Raw genomic sequence first — 19,674 nt, forward strand, 5'->3', positions numbered from 1 at the left:
TCGATATTATGCCATGAGCCGTTCAAGCCGCTGCTTCCGGCGCTCCCAGTCTGGCATGACCTTGTCGAGAAGCTCGAAGAAGGCAGCACCGTGATGAGGCTCCGCCACATGGCAGAGCTCGTGGGTGATCACGTAGTCGATGGCGTCGACCGGCGCCTGCACGAGGCGGCGGTTCAGCAGCAGGCGTCCGGCCGGCGACATGGACCCCCATCGCTGCCGGGTCTGGCGTACGATGAGACCTTTCGGCCTGAATGCCTCCGGATCCGGGAAGTGGCCGAGACAGAGCTCGATCCGCTCCGGAAACTTGATGTGTGCCCGGTCCCGGTACCATGCCTCGACCAGTTCGCGCGTCACCTCCGGCCTGGTCGGCCGGTGTGTCTGCACAACGATGAAGCCGCGGATCAGCTTTACGCTTTCCTGGACATGCGGGACCAGCTTCAGCCGATACTGGCGCCCGAGGTAGAGATGGGTCTCTCCGGCGACAAACCTGCGCTCCGGTGTTCTTGGAAGGAACTGGGCGAAGTACCGCTGCTGCCGCGTCACCCATGCCGCGCGCTTCCGCAGCTTCGCTTCTATGGCGTCGAGCGTCGCGTCCTCCGGGGCCGCGATCACCACCGAAGCATCCGGCTCGACAGCGATCTCTAGCGTCTTCCTCGGACGGCGGACGATCTCGTAGCGGATCTCCTGCTCGCCGTACTGCAGGCAGTGCAGTTCCCGCGTCATGCCGCGAACCGGGCCCGAGCAAGATCCATGATCTTGAGTTCGAGATCGTCGAGCACCTGCACGGGCAGGTCGACGCCCCTCTCGTCACGCAGAACGTCGAAGAAGTAGTCATCGATGGCATTGCGCAGACTGTTCTGGGCCACCTCGTTCGACCAGATGTCCACAATCAAGTGTGACTTGATGATGTCGATGATCTGTTTAGCGATCCCTGCGACATCGTCGCCGGCTACCAGCTCATCGCCCTCGGTCTTGAGCCGACCGTCCAGAATCCCGAAGAACGCCTGTGCATCCTCATCGCCCCGGATGCTTTCGGGAACATCCCGGCCCCGATCCTTGCGTGCCACCTTGCTCGCGAGCTCCACGACGCTGTTCAGGTACTCGCGCTCGGAGAGCCGCTTCTCGCGATAGGCGCGAATGGTCTCTTCGAGCAGCTCGGAGAACTGTTTGTAGAACGTCGGGTCCTCATCCATCTTCTCGGTAATTGCCCGCCGGGTGGCGCTGGCGATGCGGTCCGCCCTCGAGGCTTCGGAGACGCCCGTCTCCTCGACGACCGCCTTCAGCGCATCAGGATCGTTGATGTTCACCACCTCGATGATGGTCTCGGCAGGCATCGCCACGACATGGTCATCGAGCAGCTTCTGGATCTTCGGCTCGAACTCGCGGACATCGACCGTCTCCTGGTAGCGGAGCTGGACCGAGCGCTTGAGTTCGGAGAACTGTTTCCAGTCGCGTTTCAGGGCATCGACCTTGGTCTCGTCGAAGACATCGAACAGCTTGTCGGACGAGAGCGAGATGTGCAGGCACCGGCTGAATGCCTTGAGGCGCGCGTAGAATTCATGGCGAAGCGACTCGTCGGCAAGATGCTGCTCGTACTGCTCCATGTCCTTCTTGTTCCGCACCGGCTTGAAGAGGTCCCAGAGCTGGTCGTGCAGCTGGGGCAGCTTGCGGATCTCCTCGCGGATGTCATGCACCGTCCCGGCGAGGTCGGCCGCCTCGTAACCCTCAAAGGCGCTGTACGTTGTAAGGGCGCTGTCGAGCTCGCCGAGTAGCCCCTCGTAATCGACGATGAAGCCGAACTGCTTCTCCGTTCCGCCGTCCTCGTAGAGCCGGTTCACCCGCGCAATCGCCTGCAGGAGATTGTGTTCCTTCAGGGATTTGCAGACGTAAAGCACCGTGTTCCGGGGCGCGTCGAAGCCGGTGAGGAGCTTGGAAACGACGATTAGAATCTCCGGATCGCCGGAGCCTTTGAAGGCATCGATGATCTGGCGGTTGTACTCCTCTTCGGTCTTGTACCGCGCCATCATCTGCGACCAGAAGCGGCGCACGAGGTCCTTGGACTCCTGGTCGACCTCCTCGTTGCCCTCGTTCTCGTCCGGCGGCGAGATAACGATCGCGCTCGAGACGTGGCCGATCTCGTCGAGAACCTCCTTGAAGCGGACGGCCGCGGCCTTCGAGGGGGCAACGAGCTGCGCCTTGAAGCCGGTCCCCTGCCAGTGCTGGCGATAGTGCTCGGAGATGTCGAACGCCTTGGCTCGGATCGCCTGGTCGGTCTTCGACAGCGCATCCATCCGGGAGAACTTGCGCTTGAGGTCGGCCTTCTGGCTGTCAGTCAAGCCCTCGCTGATTTTGTCGAACCAGCGGTCGATCACGGTGCCCGAGACCTGCTGCTCGACAAGCCGTCCCTCGTAGAGCAGCGGCACGACGGCGCCGTCGGCGACCGCCTCGTCGATGGCGTAGCGGTGGATCAGCCGCCCGAAGGTCGAAAGCGTGTTCTTCTCCTTCTTCAGCAGGGGCGTGCCAGTGAAGCCGAGGTAGCAGGCCTTGGGCAGGAGGCGTCGCATCTTGGCGGCGAACTGGCTGTGGCCGCCGTAGCGACCCGTCTGCGTCCTGTGGCTCTCGTCGACCAGCACGAAGACGTTCGGGTCCTCGTCCATCAGCTTGCTGTTCTTCAGCGCCGTGTCGAACTTGTTGATGATTGTGGTGACCAGCGGAGCCTTGTTCTGGACGAGCTCCAGAAGGTGAGCCCCGCTCGTCGCGCGGACCGGCTCGAGGTCGCAGGACTTGAAGGTGTCCTTGATCTGCTTGTCGAGATCGTCGCGGTCCGTGACGATGATGATCCGCGAGTTCTCGATGCTGCGCTCGAGAGCAAGCGAGCGCCCTAGCATCACCATGGTCAGCGACTTGCCCGAGCCCTGGGTATGCCAGATCACGCCGCCCTTGCGGGCGCCGCTCACATCATGCTGCTTGACGGTCTCGACGGCGCGCCGGATCCCGAAGAACTGCTGGTGGCGCGCAACCTTGCGGACGCCGCCATCGAATACGGTGAAACGGCGGATGAGATCGAGCAGTCGCTCGGGGCGGCACAGCGCGTACACCGTCCGATCCTGAACCGTGACCGCACGCTCGCCCTCGGCGGCCATCGCGTCGAAATACGGGCGCGCGCCCGCGAAATCGCCTGAGAAGATGGCGTCCTTCTCCGCCACAGTGAGCACGCGGTTCGCGAAGGGCGCGATGGCCTCGTCGGTGTCTTCCTCGTCGCGCCACTCGGCCCAAAACTTCGGTTTGGTCGCAACGGTCGCGTACCGCGCCGCAGTACGGTTCATACCGATCAGCAGTTGGGCGAAGTGGAAGAGCTGCGGAATGTTGTCCTCGTTCTGGTAGCCAATCAGCTGGCTGTCCGCCTTCTTCAGGCTCTCGGTCGGCCGCTTGTTCTCGATCACGAGGATCGGGATACCGTTCACGAACGCGACGATGTCGCAGCGCTTCGTCTGGCTCGACGCGGTTCTCTCGACCGAGAACTCGGCAGTGACGTGGAAGACGTTGTTCTCCGGCCGCTCCCAATCGATGTAGCGGAACGAGTAGCTCTTTGAATCGCCGTCGATGGACTTCGTGATCGTCGTGCCGAGGACGAGCGTGTCGTAGATTTCCTGGTTCGTGCCCTTGAGACCCTTCAGACGGTCCGGCGTTGGCTTGAGGCGCCGCATCGCCTCATGCGCGTCCTCGAGGTCGAAGCTGTACTCGCGGCCCCGGTGCGTGAAGCGGTTGATGCGCATGAGTTGCTCGGCGAGCACATCGTCCAGCACCACGTTTCGCAGACGCCCGCCGCGCAGACGGAGGGCTTCGTCCTGCGAAAGCGGGGTGAACCCGAGCGCCACGAGCAGCTGCAGAGCTGGCACCTGAGACTGGTGTTTCTCAGCCGCTATGAAACCTTCTCGGTTCATGCTGCCTCGCCATCGGTTTCGATTACTTCGCCGTCATCTTGATCTTCCGCCAGCTTCTTTGCTGGCTTTGTTCCGGCTGCGGCCGGTTTCTTGATCCAGGCGAACGCGGCCTTGTATCCCATCACAATGAGTTCGCGAACCGCCTGACGGAGCGTGACTAGGCTGAAGAAGGGTAGCTTCGCGTCATCGCCGGTCCCAATTACCGCGTAGACGATGGTGTAGTCCCTCGGCTGGAAACTTTCGTTTGCAGACGGGATCACGTCGGCAAAGCCAGTCTGTCCGGTATCTGCTTGAACCTCGTCGATCCGTCCCCTCAAGAGATCGCGCGCCGCCGCGTCGCCAATCAGGACGCGACCTGACACCGTTCCCTGGTTGAAGAGGTGACTGAGGCGTGAAGACGACGTTTTGTCTTTCACGTGAATGACGCGAGCGTTCTTATCAAGGAAATCGCAGGCCTCAATGGACGTGGTCCAGCCGGTGGGCTTGATGAGTTTGCGATCAAGGCAGAGAAGCTCAGGCACGTCATTCTTCAAGCGCCTATTGTACTTCTCCTCATTTTCATCGGGGAGCGCGTCCGGCAGTTCCTCCCTCGGTAGTTCGTCGAAGAACTTCACCAACTCCTGAGCGTAGTCCTGAGCGACCTGATACCAGCGTCCGCCGGAGAGCACGTAGGTAAGGCCATCAACCTCGGCTTCGAGAACAAGACACTCGCCAATCTTCCAGCTCTTGCCGCAGTCCTTGCCCTCATCGTCAACCTCGTGGACAGCATGCTTCCTGAGATCGTCGGCCGTGAAACTCGTCACGCCCTGCTCCTGAAGGGCGCCCAGGTAGCCGGAGAGATCGAGGTCGGGGAACACGAGCTTGCTGCGGAAGCCCTTGTAACGAATGCAGGCGCCCTTTTCAGGGTCGTAGATGATGGGAAAGGCCAAGTGCAGGCCGTCCGGGTCTGCACCACCGATCACGGCCTCGAGTTTCGCTGCAGCGGCATCATCCAGCTTCTCAAGTAGGTCTGCTTCGCGCACGTGTTTGATCTGGTCGACCCATCCGAAGTGGTTCTTGTAGTCGTTCTTCGCGTATACGGAGAGCGCATCGTCACACGCCTTCGGGAGGTCAGCCACCTTCAGACGGCGATCCATGGACAAGGCATCACTGCCGGCGACCCGTGTCGCGAAGTCCATGTCCTTGGGAGTGCCGGCCAACCCGCGAATGATATCGCGTTCGACGTCGATCGCGAAGGCCGTCTGGTCGGACCCGCGACTCGTCTGGCTTCGCCGGGACAGGGTGTTCTCGTCGGGAGTCCGGACATCGGCGCTTTTCAACTGCCCCTCGTCCACCGAGTTTAGGACGACCCGAAGACCAAAGTCCTGCTCGAATTTGGACGGGTCCAGTTTCACATGGCCCATCCCGAACGACACCGCGAACCAACGGCCGGACGTCTGGAGAAAGACCAAACCGAATGCGGTATTGTTCCACACCTTCTTCTTTTCGTCCTCCGACAGTCCGAGGAAGCTGGACCATTTCGGAGGGTTGCCACCCATCGTGTTCAGAGCGATCTTAGCGCCTTCGATCTTGGGCCAGTCGTCCAAGTCGACACCCTCACGGAGAGCATCTGCCGGTTCGACCCCGACCTTGAGCAGGCGGATGGACAGCTTTTGGATATTGTCGGTCATGAAAATTCCTTCTGAATACTCTTCAAATTCACACGCCACTCGCCTGTCAGCAGTTTCTGCATCAGCCCACGTTTCTGACGGGTCAGAGCTTCGATCTCGGCTTCGATGCCCGCGCACTCGGCATGCGACGAATTTACGATGTCGGCGATGGCGGCCTGTTCTGCCGGGTCCATCGGGAGGCGGAGCTTGCCTTCGAGGAACTGGCTGTTGGTGACCGCGATCGTGTTCTTGGCGCCCTTCTGGACGAGGGGATGAAGGTAGTTGCGGGCGGCCAGCGGCGACTCGAAGAGCGCGTCGAGGATCACGCCAAGCGCGTAGGTCTGCGGGGTGAATACGCCGTAGAGCGGGGAGACGATGACCTCGTGGTCGATCTTGCTCTGCTTGATGATGCCGAGCGGGAAATCGCCCGTGGGGCTTTTGGTATAGACGATGTCGCCGGGCAGGACGCGATTGTAGTGGTCGGTGTTCGCGGCCGAGAACGACCGGCCGAGATGCTCGACCTGGTTCACCAGCCCCTTGTGGACCGAGACCGAGTAGACCTCCTCAGCGCCGGTCGATTTCGATCCGTGCTCGTGGAGAACCTCGCTCAGCGGAACAACGCGCCACTCACCCGTGAAACCGGGCAACCTGACCTTGCCGGTGAACAGATGGGTCCGGAACCAGACGCGGCGGCGGATGTTCAGCGCGCGCAGGGTGGTGAGCTTTTCGAGCGCCTCGTCCCAGGTCCGCAGGATCTCGGCGATCTTGCGTTGTTCGGGCAGCGAGGGAACGTGGATTTTGAAAGGTTCGATTTTCTCAAGGCTAAGGTTTGCCTGCGCGTTCTGGGTGGAGAGCGCCGCCAAGTCTTCTTTCGAGAATTTCAGCGACTGGAAAAGCCACTCGTGATCAAAGCCGTTGCGTGGCTTCACAGCAACCACGCTGTCCGGGCAGGCAGAGTCGAACCCCGAAATGGCCACATCGCCAATGTTTGCGGCAATCGACATAAAGATCGTGCCGCGCGGGAACATCTTGCTTACACTCAAGCCAAGCTCATTCAGCGTCTGAGACCAACTCTGAATAAGGCGGCCAGCTCTTGCGACGTCCCCGGTTTGCAAGAACGGTATCTCGCCACCGTAGTACTTCGGGTCGTTGCGGGGTCTAGCGGAGAACTTCCCCCGCTCGACCCTCGCAACCTTCGAGAGTGGTAGCTTGGGGTAAGGCTCACGCATCAACGCCGAGCTCCTTCAAATACCCGGCCATTTTCGCCCGTACCTCGGCCAGCTCGGCCTCGATCCGCAGGATGTCCTTCTGCACGGCGGCGACGTCGATCTCGTCCTCCGCCTCGAAGGTGTCGACGTAGCGGGGGATGTTGAGGTTGTAGCCGTTCTCGGCGATCTCCTCAGGGCTTGCCCGATGCGAATACCGCTCGACCTCGGCGCGCGTGGCGTAGGTCTCCAGCACCTTGGCCACGTGAGCCTCGTCCATCACGTTCTGGGTCTTGCCCGGCGTGAACTCGCGGCTTGCGTCGATGAACAGCACGTCGCGCCGGCCCTCATTGGCGCCGCCTTCCTCGCGCGAGCGGTCGAAGATCAGGATGGCGACCGGAATCCCTGTGGTCGTGAACAGGTTGGCGGGCAGGCCGACGACTGCGTCGAGCAGGTTCTCCTCGATCAGCTGCTGGCGGATACGCCCCTCGGCCCCGCCCCGGAACAGCACGCCATGCGGCACGATCACCGCGACACGGCCGGACTGGCGCTTGGCGATCTCGATCATGTGGGTGATGAAGGCGTAGTCGCCCTTGGACTTGGGCGGCACTCCGCGCCAGAAGCGCTTGTACTGGTCGCTGTCGGCGTCCTCCGCGCCCCACTTGTCGAGCGAGAAGGGCGGATTGGCGAGCACCACGTCGAAGCGCATCAGGTGGTCGCCTTCGACCAGTGCCGGACTGTTCAGCGTGTCACACCATTCGATGCGGGCGGCGTCCTTGGCGTGCAGGAACATGTTCATCCGGGCCAGCGCCCAGGTCGCCCCGTTCACCTCCTGCCCGTAGAGCGCGAAGTTCTCCGACCCCACTTCCTGCGAGGCCTGGATCAGCAGCGAGCCAGACCCACAAGCGGGGTCACAGATCGTGTTGCCGGGCTGCGGCGCGGCCAGCTTGGCCAGCAGGCGGGACACGGCGGTGGGGGTGTAGAACTCGCCCGCCTTCTTTCCCGCGTCCGAGGCGAAGCGCGAGATCAGGTAGATGTAGCACTCGCCGATGATGTCCTCGGTCACCCGAGACGGGCGCAGGTCGAGCGCGGGCTTGGCGAAGTCCTCAAGCATGTTCTTGAGGCGGCGGTTACGATCCTTCGGCCGGCCGAGATTGGCCTCGGAGTTGAAGTCGATGTTGCGGAAAACGCCCTCGAGCTTGGCCCGGTTCGCATCCTCGATCTTTTCCAGCGCGATGTTGATTAGCTCGCCGATGTTGGATTCATTCCGCTGAGCGTAGAGGTCGTAGAAGCTGGCGCCCTCAGGCAGGATGAAGCGCTCGCGCTCGAGGCGACGGCGAATGCGGGCCACGTCGTCGCCATACTGCTTGCGGTAGGTCTCAAGGTGGTCGTTCCAGAGGTCCGAAATGTACTTCAGGAACAACATCACGAGGATGTAGTCCTTGTACTGGCCGGCATCGACGGCGCCCCGGAAGGTGTCGCAAGCCGCCCATGCGGTCTGGTTGATCTGCTGTTGAGTGATCGGATCGGTCATCGGGCAGTCTCCTTCTGGTCGGCAGCCTGAGCGGCATCGCCGAGAATGGCGCTTACGAGTGTTTCCCTGCGAGCGGCGAGTTGCCGGAGCAACTGCCCCTCCTGCCGTGCGAGTGCGTCGAGTTCGACGATACGTCTCTGCGTCTGCAGGTCGGGCACGGCGATCTCGAGGTCTTCGAGGGCGGCCATCGGGATCATCCTAAGTCCTGTGCCTTGCGCTTCCCCGCCGAGCCTGCGCTGTGCGTCAGGCTGGTTGATGGCCCAAGCCAAGTATTCGGGAAGAATTCGTTTACTGTTTGGCCGAACGATCACCAATGGAACGGTGACCACCACCGGCTCCGGCAACGGATCGGGAACTGCGACCGCGATGTTCGTCTCGCCACGCGAGCGGAACACTACTTCTCCTCCGCAGACAAAGTACCGATCCGCCAGCGAGCCAAGATCATATCTTTGCAAGTCTTTAACGGTCAGATCTCCCGTCACACCGACATCTCGCAACTGCATGGCAGGCACGCCACCTCCATGCACCGGATCAAGTCGTCCGCGCGCCGTGTAGCCGGAATGAATATCCGAAAGGTCTGCGATCCGCATGCATGAATCCTCTGTATTCGCTATACAGCATTTAATCGACGAATCGCGCAGTGTCAATCCTTCATGCTGTAGACCTACTACAGCGCAAAACATGTGCCCCCTGAAGAGGGTCGAAAGGGGCTCACGCCCCTTTCTCGAACTTCATGACCGGGATACCCAGCTTCTTGGCCTTGTCTGCGAGGTTCTCCTGGATGCCATTGCCCGGGAAGACGAGGACGCCCACGGGCAGCACGTCCAGCATGGCGTCGTTGCGCTTGAAGGGGGCGGCCTTGGCATGCTTGGTCCAGTCCGGCTTGAAGGCGACCTGCGTCACGCCCCTCGCCTCGGCCCATTTGGCGGCGATGAGCTCTGCGCCCTTCGGGCTTCCCCCGTGCAGAAGGACCATGTCGGGATGTTTGGTCCGGACCTGGTCGAGCTTGCCCCAGATCAGGCGGTGATCGTTGAAGTCGGTCCCGCCGGTGAGGGCGACCTTGGGGCCTGCGGGGACCATCACCTCGGTTTCCGCGCGGCGCTTGGCGGCCAGGAAGTCGCGGCTGTCGATCAGTGCTGCGGTCATGTGCTGGCGGTTCACCATCGAGCCGGTGCGGGGGCGCCAGGTGGATCCCGTGTGATGGACGAACTCGGTGGCGGCGTGATCGCGCATCATGTCCATGCAGTTGCGCCGTTCGATGAGGGTCAGGCCTTCGGCCGTCAGGCGCTCAAGCTCTGTGGATTTCACCTCGGAGCCGTCCTGCTCACGCTGGAGGCGGCGCTGCGCCTGCTCGTTCTCATCGAGCGACCGCTCGATCCGGGCCGTGGCGCGGTGGAAGAGGTTGACCTGGCCCCAGAGCACCTCTTCGAGGTCGGGTTCCATGCGGGTGTCTTCCAGGGTCGCGACGAGGGCATCGAAGATGTCGGCGACGGCGACCGCGAGGCGCTGTCCATCGGGCATCGGGCGCGGATCGGGCTCGTCAAAGGGGCGGTAGCCATAGAGCTGCAACTCGTCGAGCGCATGGGCGGTCTGGGATGCGGTGTGGGCGGGTTCATACGCGTCGTCGTGGGTGTGGATCGTCATCGGTTTCTTGCCTCCGGGCCGGTCTCGTCCGCGCGTCATCCCGCGCGGCCTTCATGGGCTGCGAAAGCCGTCACGGGGGACGCCCCTTCACCCCCTTTCGGGGCCGGAACGCATGTGGAGGAGGACGGGGGGCGGCTGATTTGCTTCGCGATGCAAAGGCGGGGCTCGTCCCCGCCGGCGGAAATCAGTCGCCCCCCGTCCTTGAAGGGGCGGCCCCTTTGACGGCCGCCTGCCCATCTCTTGAAGGCCGCTCGGGTGACGGGTGGATGAGATTGCCCGGGAAGAGGGAACGCAACGAGCCAGAGCCACGGCAGGGATCCGTGACCCCTGCCCCGCACTCCCCGACTGACCCTTGCGCGATGCGGATCAGCCTGACAGGCGATGCCGATCCTCTGGCCCGATCTGCCCCGCCAGATGCTGGCGCAGTGCCTCCTTGCCGTACGCCCGGAGATCATCGTTGAAATCCCCGAGCCGCGGCTCCAGCACCCGCACGGAAATCCCGACCTCAGTGGCTCTGGCGCTCAACCTCTCTGCCGCGCCGCGCCCCGCCGGATCGCGGTCGATGGCGATGTAGAGGCGCTGCAGCCCCTCCGGCAGCAGGACTGCCCCGAGGTGACCTGATGAGAGCGCTGCCCAGACGGGAAGGCCAGGCACTGCCTCGACCAAGGACAGCATGGTCTCGATGCCTTCACCGACGACGAGGATGTCGTCATGCGGGGTCAGCCTGACGGCATTGCCGAGGAGGTGACCCATAGCACGCCGCTGCGTCTCGACAGCCGCTTTGCCTTGTCCGTCAGGCGCGAGCCAAGTGCGATGCACGCCCTGAAAGACCCCTGCCCCATCGGTGACCGCGGCGATCAGCGCCGGTCTGGTGAGGCTCCGGGTCTGACCCTCATCCCGATGCCAGCACTTCGGGTGGAAGCGAAGGGCGCTCATCATGCCGCCTTGGGTGATGCCCCGGGAGCGGAGGTAGGTGTCGGCAAGCGTGCCTGCGACCGGCACCGAGGCTGCAAACAATCGCGCCGCCGCCGCTGGTGTGCCGCCGGGGGCCTTGGCCTTCTTCGGCGCAGGTGCATCCGGGAGGACCGGCTGCGAACGGCCCAGATGCGCCCGGGCTTCGGCCAGAAGATCGGGAAAGCGGGAGATCCCGGTCCTCTCGCGGATGATATCGAGAAGATCACCATGCTCGCCCGTGGCGCCATCGGTGAACTTGCCAGCAGCACCTGGCCCGGACGCGGGACCGGTCAGCCGCACGAAGAGCGACCGGCCGGGGGTGTTCTGCAGATCGCCCACGATCCAGTAGGACCCTTCCCGCCGTCCGGCGGGAAGGTAGGCGCGACACACGCTTTCTGCATTCTCCGCAAGTGCGCGGATCACATCTTCGGTCTCGGAATACATGGCTCAGCACCCTCCACGTGCATGTAGTCCCGTCACAGGACAACGTGCAAGCAGACGATCCAGCACGGCGATGCCGGTAGGATCGGTCGGGCAGAAGAGGCGCAGCTTCCAGCTGATGATCTCGGAGAAGAAGCCATCGGCCTTGAGCCGGTCCTTAGCGGCCTCGGTGAAGCCGGAGAGCTCGATCCGGTTCACGCCCATGACGCGGGATCGGTGAAGTTCCATCCCCTCGGCGAGCCGCACCACGGTCTTGCCCTCCAGAGCGAGGGCATGGGCCTGGACCGCCGTGAGCTTCGGCGCATCGTCTGCCAGCGTGGTCGCGACCCAGGCGGGTGAGACACGGCGGCCGATGATGCGCTGGCCATCGTCGGTCTGCAGCCGGTAGACGCGGGTTTCGTCCTGCGGGAGCTGCTTCCAGATCGGCAGCAGGAGACCCGCCACGATGTGCAGGGTGGACTCGCTGAACTCCGGCACCTCGGCCAGTTCCGCAGTCCAGGCGGCGGTGAAGGCCGCGCGGTCGGCTTCCAGCCAGTGGGTGTCGTCCATGATCTTGGCCGGAACCGTGCTCGCCTCAGTCGGCCGGATCAGACGCAGCCGCGGCTCGATGGTGCCGTCGTCCAACATCAGGCTGGTGGCAGGCACCTGCACCGCGGCGCGACCGGACCGGCTGTTGACGAGAAGGCGCGCCTTCGGGTCGTCGAGCCAGTCCAGCGCATCCGCGAGCGAGATCGGCGTGTTGCGGCGCTTTTCGGCGATGGTCAGGAGCTGGGTTTCTGCACCCGAGCCGGGATGGGTGTAGATCACCCGGGCATCCGTGACACGGAAGCTCTCGGCGCGCAGCGTCTCGAGCCCGAGGTCGTAGACCCCGGCCGCGATGGCGCCCTCGATCCGTTGGTCGAGCAATTCCTCGAAGGCCGAAAACAGCACGGCCTGCATGTGGATCGTCAGCGCAAGCAGCCGATTGAGGAAAGTCGTGATCGGGGGCAGGTCGTCCTTCAGACCGTTGTCATCGGCAAGGCTGAGGCCAGTGGCGTCCTCGAAGGCCCCGAGTGAGCAGCCCGCAACATCGCCTCGATAGATGAGGCGATACAGTTGGCGCAGCGCGTCGCGGGCATAAGGGCTCTCGAGGTTGTCCTCTGGCCGGAACAACCCCTGCCCGCCGGTCTGGCGCTGACCGCGCGTGATCGCCCCGAGCGTGTCGAGGCGGCGTGCGATGGTCGAGAGGAACCGCTTCTCTGCCTTCACATCGGTGGCCACCGGCCTGAACAAGGGTGGTTGCGCCTGATTAGTACGGTTGGTGCGCCCGAGGCCCTGGATCGCCGCATCGGCCTTCCAGCCGGGTTCGAGAAGGTAGTGGACCCGCAGGCGCTGGTTCTTCGCGCCAAGATCGGCGTGGTAGCTTCGACCCGTGCCGCCGGCATCCGAGAAGATCAGGATGCGCTTCTGATCATCCATGAAGGCGGCAGTTTCCGCGAGGTTGGCCGAGCCCGCCCGGCTTTCGACAACAAGCCGCGCCGCAGGCCCCTCGCCTTTGCGTACGATGCGGCGCGACCGGCCCGTGACCTCGGCCACGAGGTCGGTGCCGAAACGCTGGACGATCTGGTCGAGCGCGCCCGGGACGGGCGGCAGAGAGGCCAGCTTTTCGATCAGCGCGTCGCGCCGCCGCGCGGCTTCGCGGCATTCGACCGGCTGACCATCCCGCACGACGGGCCGGGAGGAGAGGTTGCCCTCGCTGTCGGTGAAAGGCTCGTAGAGCTGCACCGGGAAGGAATGGGCGAGATAGTCCAGGACATATTCGCGCGGGGTGATGTCGACGCGGATGTCGTTCCACTCCTCGGTCGGGATCTCCGAGAGGCGGCGTTCCATCAGCGCCTCGCCGGTCGAGACGATCTGGACGACGGCCGCATGGCCTGCGGCCAGATCGGCCTCGATGGCGGCGATCAGGGTGGGGGTTTTCATGCTGGTCAGCAGATGGCCGAAGAAGCGCTGCTTGGCGGACTCGAATGCCGAGCGCGCGGCGGACTTGGCCTGACGGTTCAGCGTGCCGCTGTCGCCCGTGATGTTCGCCGCCTCCATCGCGGCGGCGAGGTTGTTGTGGATGATGGCAAAGGCCCCGGCATACGCATCATAGATGCCGCGCTGCTCAGGCGTCAGCGCGTGTTCCAGCATCTCGTATTCGACGCCATCATAGGAAAGCGACCGGGCCGTGTAGAGGCCGAGCGATCGCAGATCGCGCGCGAGGACCTCCATCGCGGCAACGCCGCCGGCCTCGATCGCCTCTACGAACTCCGCCCGGGTGGCGAAGGGGAGTGAAGGATGGTGCCCCAAAGGGGCAGGCGAAGCTCCAGTGGAGCTTTGCCAATCCTGAACGCCCGAAGCGCAAGCGGAGGGGCCGCCGCCCCACAGACCGAGCCGCTGCGCATAGGCGAGGTTGTGGACCGTCGTCGCGCCCGTGGCCGAGACATAGACCACGCGAGCATTGGGCAGCTTGTGCTGCAGGCGCAGGCCTGCCCTGCCCTGCTGCGAGGCTTCCGTGTCGCCGCGTTCGCCCTTGCTTCCTGCGGCATTGGCCATGGCATGGCTTTCGTCAAACAGGATCACCCCGTCAAAATCCGCCCCGAGCCAATCGACGATCTGGTCGACGCGGGATTTCTTGGCGCCCCGCTCTTCGGAGCGCAGGGTGGCATAGGTGGTGAAGAGGATGCCCTCGGTGAGCGGGATGTCGCGACCTTGCGCGAAGCGGGAAAGCGGCGTGACCAGCAGCCGCTCCTGGCCGAGCGCTGACCAGTCGCGCTGCGCGTCCTCGAGAAGCTTGTCGCTCTTCGAGATCCAGAGCGCCTTGCGACGACCCTGGCACCAGTGGTCGAGCAGGATCCCGGCCGACTGGCGGCCCTTGCCCGCGCCGGTGCCGTCGCCAAGGAAGAAGCCACGGCGGAAGCGGACGGCGTCAACGGCATCGTCGCGTGCGGCAGAGACCATGTCGCCGGTTTCATCCACGATCCATGATCCGGCGAGATGCGCACAATGCGCCTCGCCTGCGTAGATCACGGTCTCAAGCTGCGCGTCGGACAGCAGGCCGTCGCGCAGGACGGCGGCGGGGAGTTTCGGGCGGTAGGTCGGTTTCGGAGGCGCGACCGAGGCCATGGCAGCCGACTGCACCAGCTTGGTCGGGTGCGGGGACGCGCCGGGGATGTCGATGGCCTGCAGGCGGAAGGTCTCGTAGATCGCGTCGGACAGACGCGTGGAGCAGAGGTCGTCCGCCGTCTCGCTCAGGGTGTAGGCGAGGTCCTCGGCATCCGGCGTGGTGACATGCACATCCATCTTGGCCGCTGCCGTCGACCGCAAGGGTCGAGCGGTGAGGCCGGAGGCTCGGGAAGGAATTCCCCGGAAAGGGGAAGCGGGCTGCGATTGAGCGACGGCGCCCGCATCCATCTCGAGGCGTGGCGGGACCTCTGCTACGATCCGGGCGATGAGCTGAGCGGCGTCGGAAGACATCGGCTGATTGAAATCGGCAATGATGCTGCCCCGCTCGCCGCCGTGGCACTTGTCGAAGACCGAGATCCGGGTCTCGAAGCTGGTGCCATGTTTTGCGAAAGCGCCGCCCGACACTGCGCCTGTGAAGACCAGATGCGCGGACTCGGTGAGGCGGCTGAAGGTCTCGGACCAGGCGGCCGCGTCAGGCGCGAAGTTGGCCCCGGTGATGGCCACGAGCCGACCACCGGGCACGAGGCGCGCGAGCGCCGAGCGCAGATGGCGCGCCGTCGCCTCGGTCGTCCGGCCATCGACATGGGCCACGGCCGAGAAGGGCGGGTTCATCAGGATGACGCTCGGACGAACGCCCGCGTCCAGATGGTCGTCGATCTGTGCTGCGTCGAAGCCCGTGACGGGTCGGCTCGGAAAGAGGTGGCGCAGGAGATCGGCGCGCGTGTCGGCCAGTTCGTTCAGCGCGAGACTGCCGCCAGCGATCTCGGCGAGGATTGCCAGTAGCCCGGTCCCAGCCGACGGCTCGAGGACCAAGTCGCGCGGCGTGATCTGCGCAGCGGCCAGGGCCGCAATGCCCATCGGCAGCGGTGTCGAGAATTGCTGGAAGCGCTCCATCTCTTCCGAGCGCCGGGTATGCGTTGGCAAGAGGCCCGCCACCTTGGTGAGGATCGGCAGCAGCGCCGCAGGCGATCCTGCCCGGGCCAGCAGCGCGCGGCCGAATTTCCGCAGGAAGAGGACGAGCGCCACCTCGCCCGCCTCATAGGCGAGCTTCCAGTCCCAGGCGCCATCGGCATCGGAGCCGCCAAAGGCGCGCTCCATCTCAAGTCGCAGACGCAGCGCGTCGATCTGGAAGCCTTGGGCGAGATCGGGCTGCAGAGCCTCGGCCACGGCGAGGAGCGCGGGCGCGGGATCGCGAGATGGAACAGGAACGGGAGGCGCAACAGGCGCGAGATAGGTCATCGGGAAACTCCGGAATGGGGGACAGGGACAGGCCCGGACGCCCTCTCTCGGGCACCCTCAGGCCTGATCTTTCCCGGCCCCTCTCTCCCTCTCGAACCGGTGCGTTCCGTTCGCTCGGGTTGATTTTGTTCTCTTTATGTTCTATATTGGAATTCAAGCCAGCAAGGGAGTTTCCCGATGGACAGCACCACATACGCCTTGCCCGCGACGCCCAAGCAGATCGCTTATGCGCGTTCACTGGCCCTGCGCAACCAGACCCTTCTGCCCTGGGAAGTTCAGCAGGACCGCCGGTCGCTCAGCGCCTGGATCGAGGCGCAGGCCCAGCTGAAGCCTGTATCCGACATGGACCAGTTGCCGACCTCGAAGCAGGTGGCCTTCGCGGAGCAGCTCGCCCGGATCAAACGGCGCGCGGTTCCGGACGAATGCTTCCGCGACAAGGGGCTCATGTCGAAGTGGATCGACGGCAACAAGTAACGGGAATTTTCCGAAAATTTGGTCAGTCAGGCTTGAACGCTGCATTAGCCCTGCGCGCGATGTCCGCGCAGCGGTCCATCAAGTCGCCAAAGGGCTCTGGTGTTGATGCAAGCAGGCCGTCCTCGACCATCCGGCGATAATCGTCGGCGAGAGCCTTGAGAGCATCGCCGCCTGGGACCAGTTGTAGATGCCCAGAGGTTGCGGCGCCGTAATCGATCCATGTGGCATCCGCGGCTTTCTCTGCAAAGAACATTGTCTTGTGCTTTGCGACAGCGGTCCCAAGTGCGCGATCTTCGATGGCCGCAGCAGCGATGCCCGCATCATCCAACCGGGCGACATCATGCCAGTGTCTGGAAAAGCGATCCCCTCGCATACGGCTCTGCAAACAGAACACGTGGATCGCCGTCGCCTTTTCCCAGAAGGTCCGTTCTGCATGCATCACGCGCGGGCGAGCAGACGGAAACTCAAGGCCGTCGACGGCCACCGCTGCGTCACAGACAATGTCTCGCGCTGATGCCGGCTCTCCGGTAGAACGCGCGCCAAATTCAAGCATCACACTCGGAGAAACGTATCCCGTGCCTTGGGCGAGGTGCGGGTAGTCAATGAACAGCTTGTCGCCGTCAATCCGAAGCCTGGCATCGATCCCTTCCCGATCAATCGCCTGCTGCAGGATCGGCTGAATGGTCCCGGCCACCCATTCAGGCAAAGCCTGTCGGACACGTTTCGACCAGCGCCGCTCTTCGCTGGATGTGGCGGGCATGGCATCTTCACGACCCTCGAGCAAATCAGGGATAAGCGCCCGAATATCGAAGGTCAGATCCACATCCTCGGAAAACCGGTCAATGACCTGGTAGGCCTTCGACAGAGAGGTGCCCCCCTTGAAGACGAGGTTTGTGCCGACGGGCGATCCAAACAGCTGCTGGATAGCCCAGACCACCCAGACGTCCTTTTCGAGGAGATGGGCTGGCCGGCCAAGCAGATCGGCTGCGACGCCAAGAGCATCCAACCGGTCTTTGGCGGTGAGGCGCAGGAATGCCTCAGCCATGGACCATCTTTCCGATCAGTCGTGCCAGCCAAGTCGGGAACTGCGGCGCGGCGGACACGAGTTCGGTCTTTGCCGTCTCCGTGAGCTTGGATCGCAGGATTTGCAGGCCCTTGGGAGCCTCATCCGGACCGAGCCATGCCAGAGCCCGGACAACCTGGCCCGAGGTCTTGCTCCCAAGGGCCAACTGCCAGCGCGGCGCATGACGCAGTTCGACTGCCTGCCGGCCAAGGTTCAGCACACGGCTTCGTCCCGAGGTGAGGTAAACCGTCTTGACCGGCACCTGCGTGGTCAGGCCCAAAGCGTTTGCCGCGGCAGCACCGCTCGGCACGATCGTCTCGCCCCGCTGCACAGCGAGCGCTTCAATCGCCTGTTCAGCCGACGGACTGCGCGGACCAAAGCGTGTCTGGACGGGGCGCATGTAGAAGCCGCGTCCTGCACGGATCAACTCGCCGCGCGCGGCCAGACGCGACAGCGTCTGATCGACCGCCGCGCGCGTGCCGAGGTGCAGGAGCCCCTTCGCTGCCAAGGGCACCCCCTCCGGCAACGTCGTCGCGACCTTCATAATGCTCTCGGCCATGCGCTCCATGATCGCTCCTTTGTCAGAAACATACACGGTTTTCTGACAGTTTTCAACCGTGCGGTCTCACCCGAAGCGGCGCCCTCCTTCGGTGAAGGTGTACTCGTTGACGATGATCCCCTCCTCGATCGCCTCGTCCGAGGTGAGGTGGTCGTATTCGGCCTCAAGCTGGCGGTAGAGCCAGCGGGCCAGATCCCGCAGCGCCTCGGTCACGATCTCCTCCGCGTCCTCGGTCGGCGGCTGCCAAGTCGGGCTGTCTCGCGTGACACCAACGGCCATGGTGTATTCGTGGTAGTAGCGGCCACGATGGCTGACCTCGGAAGCAAGCTGATAGAAGTTCCGCCGCTGGACGGCCTGCAGCCGGTCGGCGATGCCATGCAGTGTCGTGTCCGTGGGCGCGTAGTCCCGGATGCGCGCGGCCGCGCCCTTCGCGTGGGACCAATAGCCCTCGAAGCAAGCGCCGTCCCCTTGGCTCCAGAACCCGGAGAACCAGATGCAGGGCTTGCCCCGCGTCCCGCCGCCCATCAGGCGGACGGGCGTGGTCTTCAGGCGGATGCCGAGGATCTCGCAGACCCGCTCGAAATCCTCGTAGACCGCGTCCCACCAATCGTCGTGGGGGCCGAGCTCGCGATACCAGTTGCGCGCCTTTTCCTTGGCGGCATCCGAGAGTTCGGGGAACTGGTAGACTGTTGTGCAGATGACCTCAGCCATTTGCGTCCTCCCCGTTCAGCGCAGTGGCCAGCCACTCCTGACTTCCGGTCCAGCCGATGGATTTCCGGGCGCCGAGATCGATGACATGCGCGCCACCGCCGAAGGCATCGAGGCGCGGCCGGGAACAAGTCAGGGCGTACTGGAACCCCCAGAGACCGGTGAGGCGAGCTCTTCGGCAAGGCGCGGCACGAAGCGGATGACGGCTTCGACATCGCCGTGGTCGTCGTCATGGAGCCAGAGGGTGCTGCCCTCGGGCGCGTCCTGGCGCGCGAGATCGAAGCCCGCGACCTCCGGGTCCTCGGCATCCTGATCGGCTTCGCGCAAGCTCTGGAACAGGGCGAGCGCGCGGGCAGCTTTGTCGGGGGTGCCAACGTCGAGCAGGCACGAGAAATGGGTGAAGTAATCCGCCATGGGGACCTCCTGAATGGGGAAGACCCGGCCAAATGGCCGGGCGCTATGTCGGGATGAGGGGGTGGTCGGGAGCGATCAGCTGGCCGGATCGTCGCCCGCCGCCTGTCGCGCGGCATGCGCACAAAGCATCTGCAGGTAGAAGCGCTTGCGTGCGATCCGGAAGCCGCGAACGGCGCGCGTGTCGGGGTGCAGCGCACGGACCGCCGCCCGCAGGACGGCATAGGGCGAAGCCGTCACTGGCAGGCCGAGGCACTGATAGGCCGGATCGGTCACGTCAGCTGACCTCGACCACGGGTGAAGCGAGATGCGGATCGACCAGCGCTTCGATCCGCTCGGACCGGCCCATCCAGGGTTCGGGCCGGATTGCTTTGACCCAGTCGGCGAAGCTCGGAATGAACCCCAGATCCTCGCTGACATGCTGCTCGCCCACCCATCGTGTCGGGATCACGCGGCCCGTGGAGAGGGTAATCGTCGGCCCGAAGACGGTCTCGGAAAGCCAGATTCCAGCGGCATGGTGAAACATGGCTCGGTGGCGAAAGTCGGCGGAATGGGCTTTTGAGGAGTCGATTATGTGGACAGCATGCCGACGGTGGCGTTTTGCCCTATGCTGGCTGCCACGACCCGCAAAATCACCGAGGC

General features: G+C 64.0%; 15 protein-coding genes and 1 pseudogene. 1 reads left to right on the forward strand and 15 read right to left on the reverse strand.

The window, feature by feature from the left end:
- Positions 1–6 precede the first annotated feature (6 nt).
- From N5I32_RS20770 to N5I32_RS20810, 9 genes are all read right to left on the reverse strand, one after another.
- Entirely contained in the window at positions 7–723 is a 717-nt protein-coding gene (locus N5I32_RS20770) for a M48 family metallopeptidase (RefSeq protein WP_261497828.1), read from the reverse strand.
- A complete protein-coding gene (locus tag N5I32_RS20775) occupies positions 720–3,944 on the reverse strand; it encodes a type I restriction endonuclease subunit R (RefSeq protein WP_261497829.1) in 3,225 nt (1,074 codons plus the stop codon). Before N5I32_RS20775 ends, N5I32_RS20770 begins: the two co-directional genes overlap by 4 nt.
- The gene (locus tag N5I32_RS20780; RefSeq protein WP_261497830.1) at positions 3,941–5,614 is read right to left on the reverse strand and encodes a DUF6119 family protein; all 1,674 of its coding nucleotides are present in this window, start codon (positions 5,612–5,614) and stop codon (positions 3,941–3,943) included. Before N5I32_RS20780 ends, N5I32_RS20775 begins: the two co-directional genes overlap by 4 nt.
- The gene (locus tag N5I32_RS20785; RefSeq protein ID WP_261497831.1) at positions 5,611–6,822 is read right to left on the reverse strand and encodes a restriction endonuclease subunit S; all 1,212 of its coding nucleotides are present in this window, start codon (positions 6,820–6,822) and stop codon (positions 5,611–5,613) included. The genes N5I32_RS20780 and N5I32_RS20785 overlap by 4 nt, the downstream gene beginning before the upstream one ends.
- Entirely contained in the window at positions 6,815–8,332 is a 1,518-nt protein-coding gene (locus N5I32_RS20790; RefSeq protein WP_261497832.1) for a type I restriction-modification system subunit M, read from the reverse strand. Before N5I32_RS20790 ends, N5I32_RS20785 begins: the two co-directional genes overlap by 8 nt.
- Complete coding sequence (locus tag N5I32_RS20795; RefSeq protein ID WP_261497833.1) at positions 8,329–8,922, reverse strand: restriction endonuclease subunit S domain-containing protein; 594 nt, start codon at positions 8,920–8,922, stop codon at positions 8,329–8,331. Before N5I32_RS20795 ends, N5I32_RS20790 begins: the two co-directional genes overlap by 4 nt.
- A gap of 121 nt (positions 8,923–9,043) precedes the next feature.
- Complete coding sequence (locus N5I32_RS20800; RefSeq protein WP_261497834.1) at positions 9,044–9,976, reverse strand: DUF2493 domain-containing protein; 933 nt, start codon at positions 9,974–9,976, stop codon at positions 9,044–9,046.
- A 366-nt stretch (positions 9,977–10,342) separates the two neighbouring features.
- Entirely contained in the window at positions 10,343–11,374 is a 1,032-nt protein-coding gene (locus N5I32_RS20805; RefSeq protein WP_261497835.1) for a DUF7146 domain-containing protein, read from the reverse strand.
- A gap of 3 nt (positions 11,375–11,377) precedes the next feature.
- Positions 11,378–15,817, reverse strand: a complete 4,440-nt coding sequence (locus N5I32_RS20810) for a strawberry notch family protein (RefSeq protein WP_261497836.1) — start codon at positions 15,815–15,817, stop codon at positions 11,378–11,380.
- Between the two features lie 177 nt (positions 15,818–15,994).
- On the opposite strand from N5I32_RS20810, the gene N5I32_RS20815 reads away from it, so the two are divergent.
- The gene (locus N5I32_RS20815; RefSeq protein WP_261497837.1) at positions 15,995–16,291 is read left to right on the forward strand and encodes a hypothetical protein; all 297 of its coding nucleotides are present in this window, start codon (positions 15,995–15,997) and stop codon (positions 16,289–16,291) included.
- Positions 16,292–16,313: 22 nt separating this feature from the next.
- On the opposite strand, the gene N5I32_RS20820 is transcribed toward N5I32_RS20815, so the two are convergent.
- From N5I32_RS20820 to N5I32_RS20845, 6 genes and pseudogenes are all read right to left on the reverse strand, one after another.
- A complete protein-coding gene (locus N5I32_RS20820) occupies positions 16,314–17,336 on the reverse strand; it encodes a nucleotidyl transferase AbiEii/AbiGii toxin family protein (protein ID WP_261497838.1) in 1,023 nt (340 codons plus the stop codon).
- Positions 17,329–17,922, reverse strand: a complete 594-nt coding sequence (locus tag N5I32_RS20825; protein ID WP_261497839.1) for a DUF6088 family protein — start codon at positions 17,920–17,922, stop codon at positions 17,329–17,331. The genes N5I32_RS20820 and N5I32_RS20825 overlap by 8 nt, the downstream gene beginning before the upstream one ends.
- Before the next feature lie 57 nt (positions 17,923–17,979).
- The gene (locus tag N5I32_RS20830) at positions 17,980–18,624 is read right to left on the reverse strand and encodes a DUF8835 domain-containing pootine (RefSeq protein ID WP_261497840.1); all 645 of its coding nucleotides are present in this window, start codon (positions 18,622–18,624) and stop codon (positions 17,980–17,982) included.
- Positions 18,617–19,035: pseudogene (locus tag N5I32_RS20835) on the reverse strand (hypothetical protein). Before N5I32_RS20835 ends, N5I32_RS20830 begins: the two are co-directional and overlap by 8 nt.
- 75 nt (positions 19,036–19,110) lie before the next feature.
- On the reverse strand, positions 19,111–19,308 hold the full coding sequence (locus N5I32_RS20840; protein ID WP_261497841.1) for a hypothetical protein: 198 nt from the start codon (positions 19,306–19,308) through the stop codon (positions 19,111–19,113).
- Position 19,309: 1 nt separating this feature from the next.
- Positions 19,310–19,674, reverse strand: a 365-nt coding sequence (locus N5I32_RS20845; protein ID WP_261497842.1) for a DUF6915 family protein, incomplete at its 5' end; no start/stop codon positions are given.

It is taken from the genome of Albidovulum sediminis, from assembly GCF_025380365.1.
GTDB lineage: Bacteria > Pseudomonadota > Alphaproteobacteria > Rhodobacterales > Rhodobacteraceae > Albidovulum > Albidovulum sediminis.